Consider the following 15,839-nt stretch of genomic DNA (forward strand, 5'->3'; position numbering starts at 1 on the left):
ATGAACCATACAAAACTATGCCAAAAGAGACAGACACTTTTTTGAAGTGTCTGTCTCTTTTACGATATCATTCCGCCGGCCATTCCGCCGCCCGCGCATAAGATAAATGTGGTCACGAGATTGGCGCCGTCTCCGTTCAGCGTATGGTACACCCCCAGCGTGATCAGCAGAAGCAGGGCAAAATACGCGATGCCAAGACCAAGGCCCCATATGAACCGCTTCACTTTGGCCATCTTGCCGATCAGAATTCCTCCGATCAAGGTCGCCATGACATAGATAGCTACGATCGCCGCCGATACCATCTTCTCGTTCAGCTCCATCTTATATAGCGCCATCGTAAGCAGCAAAAGCAATATCCCCGTAACAATATAAGAAGCCAGCAGCGCCTTCAGCACCCACATAACCTTTGAGTCTTTTCGAACCTGTCTTTCCATCCCATCCCTCCTTGTCTATCACAAGTTATGATGGAACTTCCAGGTTTATTCCACTATTGTTCCATTTGCCTTCCTAAAAATCCTGCGGCACAGGCTGCCATCTTCTGCTCCAGTTCTCCCAGCTTCTTCTTCGCGTCCTTGGACAGCAGGATGACGCCGCCGATCACATCGCCTTCGCAGATGATAGGGCAGATGATCTCATATTCGTATTCTTCTTCCTGGCTGTCGGTTATGGCAACATACTTCTTATCGCCAAGTGCGGCCATGATCTGGCTTCTGTCTCCCAGCTGCTTCTCCAGCGGCCTGCTGATATATTTATCCTGCAGATCCTTTTTGCCTGTGCCTGCTGACGCAATGATCTGATCCATATCGCAGACGCATACCAGGCAGCCCATTGTCTGGGCAAGGCTCTCTGCATACTGTTTTGCAAATGCGGAGAGTTCTCCGATGGGAGAATACTTCTTCAGTATGATTTCCCCCTCCCTGTCCGTAAATATTTCCAGAGGGTCGCCCTCCCTGATTCTAAGAGTTCTTCTTATTTCCTTTGGAATAACCACCCTTCCCAGATCATCTATCCTTCTTACGATTCCAGTAGCTTTCATATAAGTTTTCCTCCGTTTACAAATCTATCCATTTTCTTGTATGGTGGTAGTCTTTGTAAAATCAAGTTTTTTATACCTGCGGCCAAAATAAATATCATTTATATATCCTACTTTGGGCTGGATATTTAAAGCACAGTTCTGTATAATAATAAGAAGTATGAAATTAGGAGGGATAAAGATGAGCAAGATTGAAGAAGTCCGAGGCGATATGGTGAAAGCCATGAAAGCCGGAGACAAGGAAACCAAGGAGACTCTGTCCATGCTGCTGGCTGCCCTTAAGAACAAGGCCATTGACAAGCGGGAAGACTTGACGGAAGCAGAGGAAATCCAGGTGATCTTAAAAGAAATAAAACAGACAAAAGAAACACTGGATATGACCCCTGCGGACCGGACCGAGATTATTGACGAGTGCAACAAGCGCCTGTCCGTATTGGAGCAGTATGCCCCGAAGATGATGGGCGAGTCAGAGATCAAGGACGTAATCGAGGCTACTTTAAAAGAAATTGGCCTGGATGCGCCAACTGCTAAAGATAAAGGAAAGATTATGAAAGTTCTGATGCCAAAGGTAAAGGGAAAGGCCGACGGCAAACTGGTTAACGAACTTCTCATGACCTATATGGGATAAAATTATGAAACGGAAAAGCAAGCAGAAAGGATTTACCTTAGTAGAACTGATTGTCGTAATCGTAATCATCCTGATTCTTGCAGCGCTTCTCATCCCCTTCCTGCTTCGCTATGTAGAGAAGGCCAAAGAGGCGAACTGCAGGTCAGGCATGAGTTCTCTGCTGACGGAATATTCCGCTGGCGTAGCGGAAGGAGTGATCGATCCGGACAAGGATCAGGACATCGGCGACCTTCAGAAGTCCGGCCTTATATCCGATTTTTCCTGCCCCAGCGACGGGGAACTCTATATCAAGCAGGATAAGGATGGAGTCATCACGATCCGGTGTACATACCACGACGATGGCAAGAAAGATTCCGGAAGTTCCGGCAAATTCCCCGGATCCGATACATTTAAAAAACTTCAGGAATTTATCGAGACGGATTGGTCCGGGAAAAGGATAAATAATGACAACATTTTAAGAGAGTATTTTAAAAAATATGGGAAAAATCTTGAAAATGTGAAAGTAGACGATGCGATCAGTTCATCCCAGCGCGAGAAACTGATTGACGAAATTGCAAAAAAGACCGGTATTTCCCGTGATACGCTGACTTCTGCCTTTGACGCATTTCAGGGAAAGGAATATAGTGCTGTTCCTTATGTAACAGGAAAAACAGGGGAAGTTATCATGTATTACTCCACCAACGGACTGGAGAATGACCGCACCCACGATCCGACGAACCTGCTGTATTATAATGGATCATGGTATTTTTATCCGAATATGAACGGAAGCAAAAATCAATTCTCGCCAGGCTATATCCTCCCATCCTTAGGTAACTCCGATGATGTTCAAAAAACGCTGGAGGCAAACGGATGCATTAAAATACAATAGACATACAGCCAATGACTCAAACGGCAAAAGCCGCTGCCCTATAGGGCAGCGGCTTTTGAACTTACTGTGCCTCGCTATCCGTATCCACCTGATCATCCGTCTTGACATCATTCGCATACGGCTCCTGCTCTTCTACCTTCATAGTAACGCTTAGATCATTAAAATCAACTTTCTTCCAAACGCTCTTATTGACCTTGATATCCGCCTTCTTAAGCCACTTCTCGCAGGTCTTGGTGTAAAGATCCGTCTTTCTGTCATTTACGATAGACTGCTTCTTGGTATCCGTGGCCTCTCTGTCAAACAGGCTGGTGACCTTTCCAATATAGCATCCATTCTCAGCCTCGATCATCTCCGTCACTTCGCCTTCTCCCAGCTTGTCTGCCGCCGCGATCAGATCTGCTGACGGAGTGGATGAATCCTTGTCAAATGTTATTGTGCTTGCTTCCACGCCTTGTTCTGTGGCAAGCGCGCCGAAGTCTTCCGCCGTCTTGGCTGCTTCCGCAAAATTCTCTGCCTTGCTCTTGACCTCTGCCTTCTCTTCATCAGACAGATCTACGGATTTGCCCTCCTCATCCTTAGTCGTATAAGGGAACAGCACGTACTGCATGCTCTTCTGGGCTGCCTCTTCATCGGATACTTCCGTATCAGCGCCGGCCTGAATTGCCTCCGTCATCTTCTGCTGGATCGCCATAAGCGTCATCACGCGCTTCACCGTCTTTAACGAGCCACTGATTTTTTCCTTGTCTTCCAGGGCATTTGCCTCGTCAAACTCTTTTGCAGTACTCTCTATGGCATTCTTTTCCTTGTCAGACAGAGAGACCTCATAGTCTCCCATATGCTCTTCCAGAAGAATCATAGTCTCCAGCTGCTTGAGCACGGAGTCTTTGACGGATTCTTCGTAAGTCTGGCCTTCCGTCGCTTCGGAATTCCACATGTCTTCTCCCAGATATCCTGCGTAATAAGTCTCATACTGAGCCTGTGTATATCTTGCATAGAAATTAGCAATGTCGGCTGTGATCTCTTTGTCGCCTACCGTGGCAACCACATCGTCGTCTTTGAACGATCCGCAGCCGGTAAGGGAAGTCACTGCAAGCATCCCTGCCATTGCGAGTATCAATATCTTTTTTTTCATATTCTTGTATACCCTCCTTAGTACCGTTAACTTCTCTATTATATCCTTTTTTTACTGGTCAATCAATCCTTTAATTCCAATTAGCACATTTTTCACAACCGCCAGCACATCCGTATTTTTCTCTTTTTTATTGCGGCTCTTCTTCTCATATAAGAAGCAAGGGTTCTCTGCATCTGCCTTAAAGGTCAGATCCCCTTTAAACTGCTCCAGAAGTCCGGGAATCTTCTGGGGCTGGACTTTGGCCTTCTCATACATGGAGAAGGTAAATCTTTCCCCTTTCTGCTCCACCGCCGTCACGTAGGCGCTGTGAGCGATCGCTTTCAGGCTTGCGACAGCCAGGAGAGTCTCCACCTTTTTGGGGATGTCTCCGAAACGGTCAATCAGCTCTTCCAGCATGTCTTCCATCTCTTCTTCATTTTCAATGGCCGCCACCCGCTTATAGATATCCAGTTTCTGGTACTCGTTGGGAATATAGGAATCCGGGATATATGCATCCACGTTCAGATCCATCGTAGTGTTAAAGGTCTCTTCTTCCATCTCGCCTTTTAAATGCTTCACTGCCTCATTGAGCATTTTACAGTATAGGTCGTATCCCACAGCCTCCATATGGCCATGCTGCTCAGCGCCCAGAAGATTGCCGGCTCCCCTGATTTCAAGATCCCGCATGGCAATCTTGAATCCTGATCCCAAGTCTGTAAACTCCCGGATCGCGGCCAGCCTTTTTTCCGCAACTTCCCGGAGGAGCTTATCTCTCCGGTAAAGGAGAAAGGCATAAGCCATTCGGTTAGAGCGCCCTACCCTTCCCCGCAGCTGATAGAGCTGGGACAGGCCCAGATGATCGGCGTCATGGATAATCATCGTATTTACATTGGAAATGTCCAGCCCAGTCTCAATAATCGTTGTGGATACCAGCACGTCTATCTCTCCGTTGATAAAGTCGTACATGATCCTCTCCAGCTGGTGCTCCTTCATCTGCCCATGGGCGTATTCCACCGTGACATCCGGAACCAGCTTCTGGATATGGCCTGTTATCTCCGCTATATCCTCCACCCGGTTATAGACATAGTATACCTGTCCCTGCCTTCCGCATTCTCTCTCGATCGCTTCTCTTACCATCTCGTCGTTATACTCCATGACATAGGTCTGGATCGGCATCCTGTCGTTGGGGGCCTCTTCCAGCACGCTCATATCCCGGATTCCGATCAGGCTCATATGAAGCGTCCGCGGAATCGGCGTTGCCGTCAGAGTCAATACATCCACATTTTCCTTCAATTTCTTAATCTTTTCCTTATGCTGGACGCCGAAACGCTGCTCCTCATCGATGATCAGAAGTCCCAGATCCTTGAATTTCAGATCGTCGCTTAAGACCCTGTGGGTACCGATCACAATATCCACCAGGCCTTTCTTGGTATCCTCGATGGTCTTCTTCTGCTGGGCCGGAGTCCGGAATCTGCACATCAGATCCACCCGAACCGGAAAGTCCTTCATCCTCTGGGCAAATGTATTGTAATGCTGCTGGGCCAGGATCGTGGTGGGTACCAGATAGACGACCTGCTTATCCTCCTGTACTGCCTTGAAGGCTGCCCGGATGGCAATCTCCGTCTTTCCATATCCAACGTCCCCGCAGATCAGGCGGTCCATAATCTTATGGCTCATCATATCCCGCTTGACGGCCTCGATGGCAAGCAGCTGGTCCTCCGTCTCTTCAAAGGGGAACATTTCCTCGAATTCCCTCTGCCAGACTGTATCCTCTCCATATACGTAGCCTTCCTGCTCCTGTCTTGCAGCGTACAGCCTGACCAGATCTTTCGCGATCTCTCTTACTGCCCCTCGGACTCTGGTTTTGGTCTTCGTCCATTCCTGCGTGCCCAGACGGTTTAATTTGGGCTTCTTGGCATCCGCGCTTGCATATTTCTGAATCAGGTCCAGCTGGGTAGCCGGGATATATAGGTTGCCTCCCTGGGCATAGGATATCTTCATATAGTCTTTAGATATCTTATCTACCTCGATCTTCTCGATGCCCTGGTATATCCCCAGGCCATGGTTCTCATGAACCACATAATCTCCGACCTTAAGTTCCGCAAAACTCTGTATCTTTCGCCCTTCATAGGTCTTACGCTTCTTCTTTTTCTTCGTCTTTCCGAAGATATCCGTCTCCGAGATCACCGTAAACTTCAGCATCGGATACTCATAGCCATATGCCACATGTCCATAAGCCGTCATAATCTCTCCGGGCGCCACTTCCCGGTCCAGCTCATCGCTGTAATAGCTGCTCAGATTATAATCCCTTAAATCCTCCGCCAGACGCTTCGCCCTGGTCCTGGATCCGGATAGGAGAACCACCCTGTATCCATTCCTTTTCAGACGCTTCAAATCCTGCGTCAGCATGTCAAAACTGCTGTTATAAGGATTGACGCTTTTCGTCTGAAGACTGAAGGAGGCTTTTGTCTCCAGTCCCCTGCACTTCATATCCAGGGCAAAAAAGCCGACGCTGCTATAAGCGTTCATTTTCTTTAGGATCTCTTCCGTATGATACAGCTGCACTTCCGCGTCCGTAACTTCGTATCCGCTTTCCACCCTCTTTTTCTGGGCTTCCAGAAACTCTTCTTCCACTCCCTGCCCTTTTTCAATCAGGCGGACCGGCTCATCTAAGAACAGGATCGTCTCTTCCTTTGGAAAATAGTCCAAAAAGGAGACGCCCTTCTCCCCTTCCTGCGGAAATTCCACCGCCGGACAGATCGACACCTCTTCCAGATTCTCGATGGATCTCTGGGTCTCCACGTCAAAAGTACGGATCGAATCCACTTCATCTCCCCACAGTTCTATCCGGATCGGAAGTTCTTCTGTAAGCGGATAGACATCCAGTATGCCGCCTCTTACCGCAAACTGGCCAGGAGCCTCAATCTGCACTTCCCTGTCATAGCCCAGCGCCACCAGCCTGGACCGCATCTCTTCCAGATGAAGGGTACTGTCATTTGCAATCCGCACCGTCTTTTCAACAATTACATCCTTGGGCAGAAGGGAGTCCATGAACGCATCGAAACTGGTGACCACCGTAGCCTCTTCGCCTGCTGCCACCGCCTGGATCACTTCCATCCTCTGACTTACCAGTTCCTTGCTCCTTAAGTCTGCCTGGTAAAAGAGCAGGTCTTTAGCCGGATACAGATAGGTATTCGGATCCAGGAAGCGATACTCTTCATAGACTTGTTTTGCCTTGGATTCACTTGAACAAGCGATGACTCTGTAATTACAGCCATCGCTCAACGCATACATCATATGGGTTTTCTGGGAATTCACGCATCCGCAGACTCGTATCATCCCTGCGCCTTTTCTTATGTCCCTGCTAATTTCTTCAAATTCTGCTAATTCATTCAATGGCCTGATTAAGGCTTGCATATCTTAGGCCTCCTTAGGCTTTACTTTTCTGTTAAACTTATTCATGGCCTCATCCATCTCTCCTCTGAGGATCATCTCCACCGCTTCCACAGCCTTCTGGTATCCTTCCTCCATGATGGCGCGCTCTTCTTTCGAGAAACGACTGAGGACATAGTCTGCCAGATCATATTTCTTCGGCTTTTCTCCTACGCCAACCTTGATTCTTGGAAATACTTCCGTCCCAAGATGGCTGATAATATTCTTCATTCCATTATGGCCGCCGGCGCTTCCTTTTTTACGGATTCTAAGTTGTCCGACATCCAGACTGATATCATCGTAGACAACCAAAAACTCGCTCTCTTCATCAACCTTATAATAATCCACCAGGCCGCCCAGGCTCTCGCCGCTAAGATTCATGTAGGTCTGCGGCTTAGCCAGAATTACTTTCTTCCCCTCTATGATTCCTTTTCCAATCAGGGCTCTGTTCTTCCTGCCGTCTACAGATATATTATATTTGCCAGCCAGCGTATCTATGACATCGAAGCCGGCATTATGCCGCGTGCCTTCGTATTGTAATGTAGGGTTTCCAAGTCCCGCTATAATAAACATTCTTCTCACCTCAGTTTCTATTCCTTTCCATTCTACAAGAAGCCGTCATATTTGTCACGTAAAAGAAATGAATAATTTGCTGTCTTTTTTCATACATTATAGAAAGTAAAAAATATCATACACAATACAGGAGGGTCTCAATGAGTTCCAAAACAAAAATCGTCGTATTGCATATGAAGGAGATTATTTACACGGCAGTCTTCGCCGCACTGGCAATCATACTTATCCTGCTGCTGGTATTCATGTTCCTTCCCAAAAATAAAGAGTCCAAAACCAACGAGGAGAAATACATGCCAGGAGTATACACATCCACCGTCACGCTTAACAACACCGCCCTGGAGGTGGAAGTGACCGTGGATGAGACACATATCAATTCCATCCGCTTCTCCAACCTGGATGAGTCGGTAACTACCATGTTTCCTCTGATCCAGCCGACTATCGAGGACATTGCCGAACAAGTATATGACTCCCAGTCTCTGGATAACATTCAGTTGTCCGAAGATAGCCCCTATACTTCCCAGATTATTGTAAATGCCATTGACGAGGCATTGAAAAAAGCCGAAACTACCAAGTAGTTGCGGCTTTTTATATGTTCTTCATAATGATTCCTATCCTTCTACGATCAGATATCTTCCACCCGGAAGCGGGAATACTTCTGATGCTTCCTCAATCTCTTCAAGAGACATGCTGTCTACATCCAGACCTTCCTCTTCTAGAAACTCCTTCACTTCATCGATGTTCTCCACGACCGCTGCCATGCAATCCTCCAGGAATGCTTCCGCCTCTTCCAGCGTCTCCGCGACCGGCTCATCAAACAACTGTGCCTGGTTTTTCAGGAACGTCTTCAGGCACTCCTCATCGTACTCATACATTTCTCTAACCTCCCTTAATTTCTTTTCCTTGCTTCATACGAACTGCATCAGTTTTTCCGGACTGTCTATGATAGTTCCGGCGCCTGCAGCCTTCAATGCTTCTCTTGACCGGAACCCCCAGGATACGCCCACCATGCGAACCCCTGCGTTTCTGCCTGTCTCCACGTCCACTTCGGAATCCCCCACATACAGGCATTCTTCCCTGCCAGCCTGCATCTCCTCCAGCAGTCTGTAGATTCCGTCAGGATCCGGCTTTCTCGCAATTCCTTCCTTCTGTCCCTGCACGCAGTCAAACACATCTTCTCCAAAGATACGCTCTACCACTTTCTGCGTCTGCTGATGGGGCTTGTTGGAGAGAACTGCCAGCTTTATTCCCTTGTCTTTCATCTGCTTAAGCGTTTCGGTGATGCCTTCATAGGGTGTTACAAGATATGTACAGTTTTCATCAAATATACGTCCGTATACCTCCATTCCTTCCTCAATTCTTGAAAGTTCCCTATCTCCAGCTGCCTCTAAGGCACGTTCCATCAGATATCTCGCGCCGTTGCCTACAAAACTGCGGCACTCATCAGTAGTAATCTGGGGAAGTCCCATCTCTTTTAATGTCTCTTTCACCGAAAAAGCCAAGGATTCCAATGTATCGGTCAAAGTTCCGTCAAGATCAAATATACAAGTTTTCATAATACATATATCCTCCATGCAATAATCATAGTATGACTATAGGAAAAATTCAAGGGGAATTTCGCAATCCATTCCCCTTAAGTGAGATACTGGCGCATCAGCCGCAGCGCATTCTTTTCCAGACGGCTTACCTGGGCCTGGGAAATCTTGATCTCATCGGCAACTTCCATCTGCGTCTTCCCCTCAAAGAACCGCAGTTTGATAATATACCGTTCCCGTTCTCCCAAATGCTGCATCGCCGCTTCTAATGACAAGTCCTCCACCCACTTTTCTTCCTTATTCTTTGTATCGCTGATCTGATCCATTACATACAGGGCATCGCCTCCGTCATTATATACCGGCTCCTGAAGGCTCATGGGAACCTGAATGGCGTCCAGGGCAAACACGATATCCTCTTTGGATATTCCGATCTCTTCCGCAATCTCCTGGACTGTGGGTTCTTTTAGGTTCTGCTTGATATAATTCTCTTTTGCATAGATTGCCTTATACGCCGTATCACGAAGCGACCGGCTGACACGGATGGAATTATTGTCCCGCATATAGCGCCTGATCTCGCCGATGATCATGGGCACCGCATAAGTAGAAAACTTCACATCCAGTTCCGTATTAAAATTATTGATCGCCTTGATCAGGCCGATGCAGCCGATCTGGAACAGGTCATCCGGATTCTCATTGCTTCCTCCAAACCGCTTTATCACGCTGAGCACAAGGCGTAGATTTCCTTTGATATATTCTTCCTTCGCCTCTGCATCCCCCGCTTTTATGCGCGCAAACAAAGCTTCCTTTTCCTCTTCTTTCAGGATTGGAAGCTTTGCCGTATTCACACCACATATTTCAACTTTTCCCTGTGCCATTGTCAGAACCCTCCTACTAGATGAATGAATAATTAATATCTAGTAAAATGATTCTCCATAAGCTCTTTTGTTATTCTTTACACCGCCAAAATAAAAAAAGTTTTAGACCTTGACAAAACATTGAAACCCAAAAAGCCACATGCTATAATTATAAAAATTATTGAAATCATTTTGAAAGGCGGCCCCTATGAAAAGATTCCAGATGCTACTACTCTTATTGCTCATCTTTTTTGCCGGGCTGTTTTTTGTTTCTATTGATAACAATTCTCACAATGCATCCTCTTACAAAGAGCGGCCTGCCTCCCATGCAGAGGGCTATATCTGCCAGCCGGCGGCTATCACGCCTTATATGGAAGCCTCAAGCGTATATCCGGGTTCTCAAAAAAAGGCGTCTTTCAGAAGAGGAGGCTCCCTGATGCTGCGTCTTCCTGTCCTGTACGCATGCTGCCGGATTCCTTACCTCCTGGGGCTTTCCGCAAAGTACAGTCGTCTTTTTCACCCGACAGGTAGCCTCTTGGCTTCTATGATTTTCATGCTCCAGATTTGGATCATTCACCAGGCAGATGGAAAAAAGCGTTCTCCTTTGTATAAAACCAGCAATTTTATATAAAGGAGAATAGAATACTATGGAAATAAACGATCTCTTAATGCTGCTTGGCGGGCTGGCTCTATTTTTGTATGGCATGCAGATGATGAGTACCGGTCTTGAGACCGCCGCAGGCAACAAGATGAAGACGATCCTTGAGAAACTGACCTCCAATCGCTTCAAAGGTGTTCTGGCAGGCGCTGCCATTACAGCTGTCATCCAATCTTCTTCCGCCACCACCGTCATGGTCGTAGGCTTCGTCAATTCTGGCCTTATGACTTTAAGCCAGGCCGTATGGGTAATTATGGGAGCCAATATAGGAACCACGATTACCGGACAGCTGATTGCGCTGGATATCGGGGCGATCGCGCCTTTGATCGCATTTATAAGCGTTGCCGTCATATTGTTTTCCAAGAATGATAAAGTAAAGCATATCAGTTCCATTTTTGCGGGACTGGGCGTACTGTTTATCGGCATGGATATGATGGGCGAGGCGATGGCGCCGCTGCAGTCGTCCCCTGCTTTTCTGAAGCTTATGACTACCTTCCAGAATCCACTTGCGGGCATACTGATCGGTGCCGCATTTACTGCTATCATCCAGTCTTCCTCCGCTTCGGTGGGAATCTTGCAGGCTCTGGCGGCCACGGGGACAATCCCCTTATCCGGCGCTGTCTATATCCTGTTCGGACAGAATATCGGCACTTGCATTACCGCTGTCCTGGCTTCCATCGGCACAAAAGTCAACGCAAAGCGTACCACAGTGATCCATCTGCTGTTTAACATCATAGGCACGCTGATCTTTACCTGCATCTGCATGGCAACACCTTTCGTATCCTTTATGGAGACGCTGACTGGCAATCCTGTGGCACAGATAGCCAACGTTCACACCACGTTTAATATTGTAACCACGCTGATCCTTCTGCCCTTTGGCGGCCTCATGGCCAAGGCAGCCGTCCGGCTGCTCCCGGATACAAAAGCCAGCGAGCCTCAAAAAAGGAAGCTGGAATACATTGCGCCTTTTGAAGGCCATTATTCCATGGGACATGCCGCCGTTGTCCTCTCCCAGCTTAGCAATGAAGTGTCCAGAATGTCCGGCATGGCAAAAGACAATGTAGAAGCCGCTTATGACGCGCTTTTAAATGGTGACTCGAAAGCCCTGGAAGCCATAGAAGAACGGGAGTCCTACATAGATTACCTGAATGAGGAGATTGCAAAATATATCGTAAGCCTGATGTCTGTGGAGATGTCCGAGAAAGATTCCAAGTGTATCAATAATTATTACATGATCATCAGCAATATAGAAAGAATCGGAGACCACGCGATGAACATCGCTGAATATCTGAAGTCTTTGAAAAAATGGTCCGTGCGCTTCTCCGATAACGCCATCTCGGAGATACGCAAGATGAAGCAGGTGAGCCTTAAGATCCTGGAATGTCTGGAGCGTGCGGATGAGGAAAACAGCCAGTTTCTTCTGGAGCAGGCCGCGAAATATGAAAATCTCATCGATGATATGCAGAAGAAATACCTGAAACGGCAGATAAAAAGGATTCGCAAAGGAAATTGCAAGGCGGAGGCCGGCATCCTCTTTTCCGAACTGCTCACGGACTTTGAGCGAATTGGCGACTATGCCCTTAATCTGGCTGAATTATATGCTGATATGTAGAATAACAAAAGATGGATTTGCAGCAATTTGCTGCAAATCCATTATTTTTCCCAATATCCCGGATTGGAGGCACATCAGTCGCGATCCCATTTATCCGCAAGATTTTGGATCTGATTCTCAAACTTCGCAAGATCCTTGTTGGCAATGCCTTCGTTCTTATATACCACGTCAAGCAGCCGCTTCGCCGCAGCGACCACTCGCCCAAATGCCGCCGTCGCCTTGGCTCTTGCCGGCTTCTCTGCCGCCTTCTTAGGCATCTTCACGCCTTCGCTTAGGATCTCGTTGGAGGCAAGATCCACGCATCCGCCTGAATACGGCGCAAAGGTCGGACAGCCGATCGTGTCTTCCACCAAGTCCGCGAAGTGATCCGTCACCGTATCTTCGCCGTGCACTACGATCACCCTGTCAGGCTTCTGAGTAAATCCTTTCAGCCAGTTCAGCAGCCCGTTCATATCTGCGTGGCCGCTGATTCCTTTCACATCCACGATCCGCGCATTCACCGTAATATTCTCGCCAAAGAGCTTGACGCTCTGCGCGCCCTCGATCAGCTTGCGCCCCAGCGTTCCTACTGCCTGGTAGCCTACGAAGCATATCGTACACTCGCGCCGCCACAGATTATGCTTCAGATGATGGCGGATACGGCCAGCCTCGCACATTCCCGATGCAGAGATGATAACCTTGGGCTTATCATCAAAATTGATCATCCTGGACTCGTCGCTTGTAATCGTAGTCTTAAGTCCAGGAAAGATCAGCGGATTGATTCCTTTCTCCACCAGAGCCATCGCCTCTTCATCAAAGCAGGATTTCACATTCTTATTAAATACGTTGGTGGCTTCAATCGCCAGCGGGCTGTCTACATAGACTTCGAATCCCTGGTACTGGGGCAATAGCCTTTTTCCTTGATCTCTCTGATAAAATATAGCAGTTCCTGGGTTCGGCCAACCGCAAAAGACGGAATGACCACATTGCCGCCCTGATCAAAGGTCTCCTTCAATATCTTCGTAAATTCTCCGATATAATCCGGCACCTCATCGCCATGGGTCCTATCTCCGTAAGTGGATTCGATCACCACGTAGTCTGCCTCGGCTACCTTCTGCGGATCTCTGATAATGGGCTGGTTGGTATTTCCTACGTCTCCTGAAAATACTATCTTTTTAGAAATCCCATCTTCCGTAATCCACACTTCAATGCTGGCGGATCCAAGCAGATGCCCCATATCATTGAATCGGACTTCCATGCCTTCGCATAATGTGATCTTTTGCCCGTAATCGCAGGGCGCCAGCAATTTGATGGCCGCATCCGCATCTTCCATAGTATAGAGCGGCTCATACGTCTCCTCGCCGCTTCTCTTAGCCTTGCGATTTCTCCATTCCGCTTCTGATTCCTGGATGTGCGCGCTGTCTCGCAGCATGATGTTGCACAGATCCGAAGTAGCGAAGGTCGTCACAACATCGCCTTTGAATCCCTGCCTGCAAAGAAGCGGAATCTTTCCGGAATGATCAATATGCGCATGGGTCAGAAGAATATAGTCAATCTCCTTTGCCGTCACAGGAAGTTCCTGATTCTCATACAGATCAGGCCCCTGCTCCATACCACAGTCGATCAAGATATTTTTCCCGCATGCTTCCAACAGATGACAGCTTCCAGTTACTTCGTGGGCTGCACCAATACAGCTAAGCCTCATATACCCAACCCCTTTTTTTCTTCTATTGTATCATCTTTTCAGGGCCTGCGCTATGAATACTTTACCATCTCCCGTTTTAACCGCTGCATGATCTTTTTCTCAAGCCTTGAGATGTAAGACTGGGAGATCCCAAGCATATCTGCTACTTCTTTCTGGGTCTTCTCCTCGCCATCCGGCGTTCCCAGACCAAACCTCATCTTGATAATGGTCCGTTCCCGCCCGGACAGGCGGCTGATGGCTTTGACCAGAAGCTTCCGTTCCACTTCGTTCTCCAAATCTTTATAAATGGTATCCTCGTCCGTCCCCAGAATATCCGAGAGCAGCAGTTCATTCCCGTCCCAGTCCACATTCAGTGGCTCATCGATGGATACCTCCATCTTGGTCTTGTTGTTCCTGCGAAGATACATCAGGATTTCATTCTCTATGCACCTGGAAGCATAGGTTGCCAGCTTGATATTCTTCTCCGGATTAAACGTATTAATTGCTTTTATCAATCCAATCGTGCCTATAGAAATCAAATCCTCTACTCCGACTCCCGTATTGTCGAATTTCTTCGCGATATACACCACCAGCCTCAGGTTATGCTCGATCAGCGTCTTCTTTGCTTCCTCTTCGTCCTCCGATCCCAAGTCATTGATAGCCGCCGTCTCTTCCTCCGTATTAAGGGGCGCAGGCAGTATATCGGAGCCGCCTATGTAATGGACATCCTTCTTGTCCGGGAAAAGCAGCGCTTTGAAGTCGGGTATTACCTTTAGTTTAAATTGATGCGGTACTGCTACTTTTATCATCATCATCTATTCCTCCTACCAAAATCTCAGGATTTATAATCATCTTATATTTATCAGCGGTCATCTCATTCTCGCAAATAGCCACCATCGGTTCTGCAATCCATTGCTTTTTGTCATTGCGTATGCACATTTTATCCAACGTCACAAGAGGCATGACCCCTTCCTTCTTGCCGATGGAATGATAGGGAATGTAGCGTAATCTGACTGCCTCGCTCCCCGCGAGAAGCTCTCTTGCCACATCCTGGTCCAGAATGCATACCGGATTTCCTGTCAGTTCATCCCTCAGGCTGTTTCCCGTATCAATCAACGCCTGTACCTGACATTTTCTTCCATTCATATAAAGTTCTGCCTGGCATCGGTACTGGTTCTGCCTGGAAAGATAGGAAATCAGGCTCCAGATGCCGGATACCGCATAGTAGCTGGCTACTGCCAGTACAAAGAACAGGCTTCCGATCCGCATATACTGTCCGAGGAATTGAAATACCCCACCTGTCAGGAACCCGCTGATATACAGCAGTATCCATGCCCTCAGCATATCTGATCCCCACTTGACTAAAAGCCCTGCCCTGATCATTAAAACATTCACCATGCCATGGAACAGTACGAATTTGACAAACGTATAGGGAACTGGAAGAATTATAACCAGACAAGTCAGTGCTGATCCGAGGAGCGCTCCTAATGCAATGCGTCCATACTTGACTGGACATTTCAGCATCTTCCTTACAGCCGCAAGAAGGATATAATCCATCGTAAAGTTCACCGTGAAAAACACGTCTATGTACAATTCATAATACACGTTCCACCTTCTTTCTCTTTGGGTATACTAAATCGATTTGGTACGTGGGCAAGATTCATTATACGAGTTGCTCCAAAAAGATTTTGTCAGATGATGGAGTCCATTTTTATTTTCGTTCGACAGCACCTTCAAGACACAAGATATAGATTCCCATAAGATGATTTTTTCGGATTTGTCTTATGCTGGCATACAACACTTTGTATCCTTCATTGGCATAAAAGAAAGAATTTTGTGGAATAAAAAAAGAATTTCTTGACAAAACTTGTCGTA

Annotated in this window: 15 protein-coding genes and 1 pseudogene; 5 read left to right on the forward strand and 11 right to left on the reverse strand. The window is 47.4% G+C overall.

Going from position 1 to position 15,839, the window contains the following annotated elements; all coding sequences use genetic code 11:
• Positions 1-59 precede the first annotated feature (59 nt).
• On the reverse strand, positions 60-434 hold the full coding sequence (locus K0036_RS11895; protein WP_220429805.1) for a TIGR04086 family membrane protein: 375 nt from the start codon (positions 432-434) through the stop codon (positions 60-62).
• Positions 435-487: 53 nt separating this feature from the next.
• Complete coding sequence (gene spoVT, locus K0036_RS11900) at positions 488-1,036, reverse strand: stage V sporulation protein T (protein WP_025643111.1); 549 nt, start codon at positions 1,034-1,036, stop codon at positions 488-490.
• 178 nt (positions 1,037-1,214) lie between these two features.
• Between spoVT and K0036_RS11905 the strand changes: the two genes are divergently transcribed.
• Complete coding sequence (locus K0036_RS11905; RefSeq protein ID WP_025643110.1) at positions 1,215-1,661, forward strand: GatB/YqeY domain-containing protein; 447 nt, start codon at positions 1,215-1,217, stop codon at positions 1,659-1,661.
• Between the two features lie 4 nt (positions 1,662-1,665).
• Complete coding sequence (locus tag K0036_RS11910; protein WP_220429806.1) at positions 1,666-2,529, forward strand: prepilin-type N-terminal cleavage/methylation domain-containing protein; 864 nt, start codon at positions 1,666-1,668, stop codon at positions 2,527-2,529.
• Between the two features lie 61 nt (positions 2,530-2,590).
• Here the strand turns inward: K0036_RS11910 and K0036_RS11915 are convergent, their stop codons facing one another.
• The 3 genes from K0036_RS11915 to pth are packed head-to-tail and all read right to left on the reverse strand — an operon-like array spanning position 2,591 to position 7,645.
• The gene (locus K0036_RS11915) at positions 2,591-3,700 is read right to left on the reverse strand and encodes a peptidyl-prolyl cis-trans isomerase (RefSeq protein WP_323413057.1); all 1,110 of its coding nucleotides are present in this window, start codon (positions 3,698-3,700) and stop codon (positions 2,591-2,593) included.
• 12 nt (positions 3,701-3,712) lie between these two features.
• On the reverse strand, positions 3,713-7,057 hold the full coding sequence (gene mfd, locus K0036_RS11920) for a transcription-repair coupling factor (RefSeq protein ID WP_220429807.1): 3,345 nt from the start codon (positions 7,055-7,057) through the stop codon (positions 3,713-3,715).
• A 3-nt stretch (positions 7,058-7,060) separates the two neighbouring features.
• A complete protein-coding gene (pth, locus tag K0036_RS11925; protein WP_025643106.1) occupies positions 7,061-7,645 on the reverse strand; it encodes an aminoacyl-tRNA hydrolase in 585 nt (194 codons plus the stop codon).
• 140 nt (positions 7,646-7,785) lie between these two features.
• On the opposite strand from pth, the gene K0036_RS11930 reads away from it, so the two are divergent.
• Positions 7,786-8,220, forward strand: a complete 435-nt coding sequence (locus tag K0036_RS11930) for a hypothetical protein (protein ID WP_004605076.1) — start codon at positions 7,786-7,788, stop codon at positions 8,218-8,220.
• A 33-nt stretch (positions 8,221-8,253) separates the two neighbouring features.
• Here the strand turns inward: K0036_RS11930 and K0036_RS11935 are convergent, their stop codons facing one another.
• From K0036_RS11935 to sigG, 3 genes are all read right to left on the reverse strand, one after another.
• Positions 8,254-8,517 (reverse strand): glyoxalase, encoded by a 264-nt coding sequence (locus K0036_RS11935; protein ID WP_025643105.1) that lies wholly within the window; start codon positions 8,515-8,517, stop codon positions 8,254-8,256.
• A 33-nt stretch (positions 8,518-8,550) separates the two neighbouring features.
• Positions 8,551-9,198, reverse strand: a complete 648-nt coding sequence (locus tag K0036_RS11940) for an HAD family hydrolase (protein ID WP_259283290.1) — start codon at positions 9,196-9,198, stop codon at positions 8,551-8,553.
• A gap of 77 nt (positions 9,199-9,275) precedes the next feature.
• Positions 9,276-10,052, reverse strand: coding sequence for an RNA polymerase sporulation sigma factor SigG (sigG, locus tag K0036_RS11945; RefSeq protein ID WP_004605073.1), 777 nt, complete (start codon positions 10,050-10,052; stop codon positions 9,276-9,278).
• 187 nt (positions 10,053-10,239) lie between these two features.
• Here sigG and K0036_RS11950 point away from each other — a divergent pair, with 187 nt between their 5' ends.
• Positions 10,240-10,662, forward strand: a complete 423-nt coding sequence (locus tag K0036_RS11950) for a hypothetical protein (RefSeq protein ID WP_025643103.1) — start codon at positions 10,240-10,242, stop codon at positions 10,660-10,662.
• A gap of 16 nt (positions 10,663-10,678) precedes the next feature.
• A complete protein-coding gene (locus tag K0036_RS11955) occupies positions 10,679-12,301 on the forward strand; it encodes a Na/Pi cotransporter family protein (protein ID WP_220429809.1) in 1,623 nt (540 codons plus the stop codon).
• A 74-nt stretch (positions 12,302-12,375) separates the two neighbouring features.
• Here K0036_RS11955 and K0036_RS19580 read toward each other — a convergent pair.
• The 3 genes and pseudogenes from K0036_RS19580 to K0036_RS11970 form a co-directional block, all read right to left on the reverse strand.
• Positions 12,376-13,985, reverse strand: a pseudogene (locus K0036_RS19580) (MBL fold metallo-hydrolase RNA specificity domain-containing protein).
• Positions 13,986-14,035: 50 nt separating this feature from the next.
• Entirely contained in the window at positions 14,036-14,776 is a 741-nt protein-coding gene (gene sigE / locus K0036_RS11965) for an RNA polymerase sporulation sigma factor SigE (protein ID WP_025643100.1), read from the reverse strand.
• Positions 14,742-15,569, reverse strand: a complete 828-nt coding sequence (locus K0036_RS11970) for a sigma-E processing peptidase SpoIIGA (RefSeq protein ID WP_173694611.1) — start codon at positions 15,567-15,569, stop codon at positions 14,742-14,744. Before K0036_RS11970 ends, sigE begins: the two co-directional genes overlap by 35 nt.
• Positions 15,570-15,839 lie beyond the last annotated feature (270 nt).

The sequence above is a fragment of the [Clostridium] scindens genome, assembly GCF_019597925.1.
GTDB lineage: Bacteria > Bacillota > Clostridia > Lachnospirales > Lachnospiraceae > Clostridium_AP.

What these genes read in the sequence shown, in the direction of transcription:
- K0036_RS11895 (WP_220429805.1), bottom strand. Translation starts at nt 434, where the DNA reads ATGGAAAGACAGGTTCGAAAAGACTCAAAGGTTATGTGGGTGCTGAAG.
- spoVT (WP_025643111.1), bottom strand. Translation starts at nt 1,036, where the DNA reads ATGAAAGCTACTGGAATCGTAAGAAGGATAGATGATCTGGGAAGGGTG.
- K0036_RS11905 (WP_025643110.1), top strand. Translation starts at nt 1,215, where the DNA reads ATGAGCAAGATTGAAGAAGTCCGAGGCGATATGGTGAAAGCCATGAAA.
- K0036_RS11910 (WP_220429806.1), top strand. Translation starts at nt 1,666, where the DNA reads ATGAAACGGAAAAGCAAGCAGAAAGGATTTACCTTAGTAGAACTGATT.
- mfd (WP_220429807.1), bottom strand. Translation starts at nt 7,057, where the DNA reads ATGCAAGCCTTAATCAGGCCATTGAATGAATTAGCAGAATTTGAAGAA.
- pth (WP_025643106.1), bottom strand. Translation starts at nt 7,645, where the DNA reads ATGTTTATTATAGCGGGACTTGGAAACCCTACATTACAATACGAAGGC.
- K0036_RS11930 (WP_004605076.1), top strand. Translation starts at nt 7,786, where the DNA reads ATGAGTTCCAAAACAAAAATCGTCGTATTGCATATGAAGGAGATTATT.
- K0036_RS11935 (WP_025643105.1), bottom strand. Translation starts at nt 8,517, where the DNA reads ATGTATGAGTACGATGAGGAGTGCCTGAAGACGTTCCTGAAAAACCAG.
- K0036_RS11940 (WP_259283290.1), bottom strand. Translation starts at nt 9,198, where the DNA reads ATGAAAACTTGTATATTTGATCTTGACGGAACTTTGACCGATACATTG.
- sigG (WP_004605073.1), bottom strand. Translation starts at nt 10,052, where the DNA reads ATGGCACAGGGAAAAGTTGAAATATGTGGTGTGAATACGGCAAAGCTT.
- K0036_RS11950 (WP_025643103.1), top strand. Translation starts at nt 10,240, where the DNA reads ATGAAAAGATTCCAGATGCTACTACTCTTATTGCTCATCTTTTTTGCC.
- K0036_RS11955 (WP_220429809.1), top strand. Translation starts at nt 10,679, where the DNA reads ATGGAAATAAACGATCTCTTAATGCTGCTTGGCGGGCTGGCTCTATTT.
- sigE (WP_025643100.1), bottom strand. Translation starts at nt 14,776, where the DNA reads ATGATGATAAAAGTAGCAGTACCGCATCAATTTAAACTAAAGGTAATA.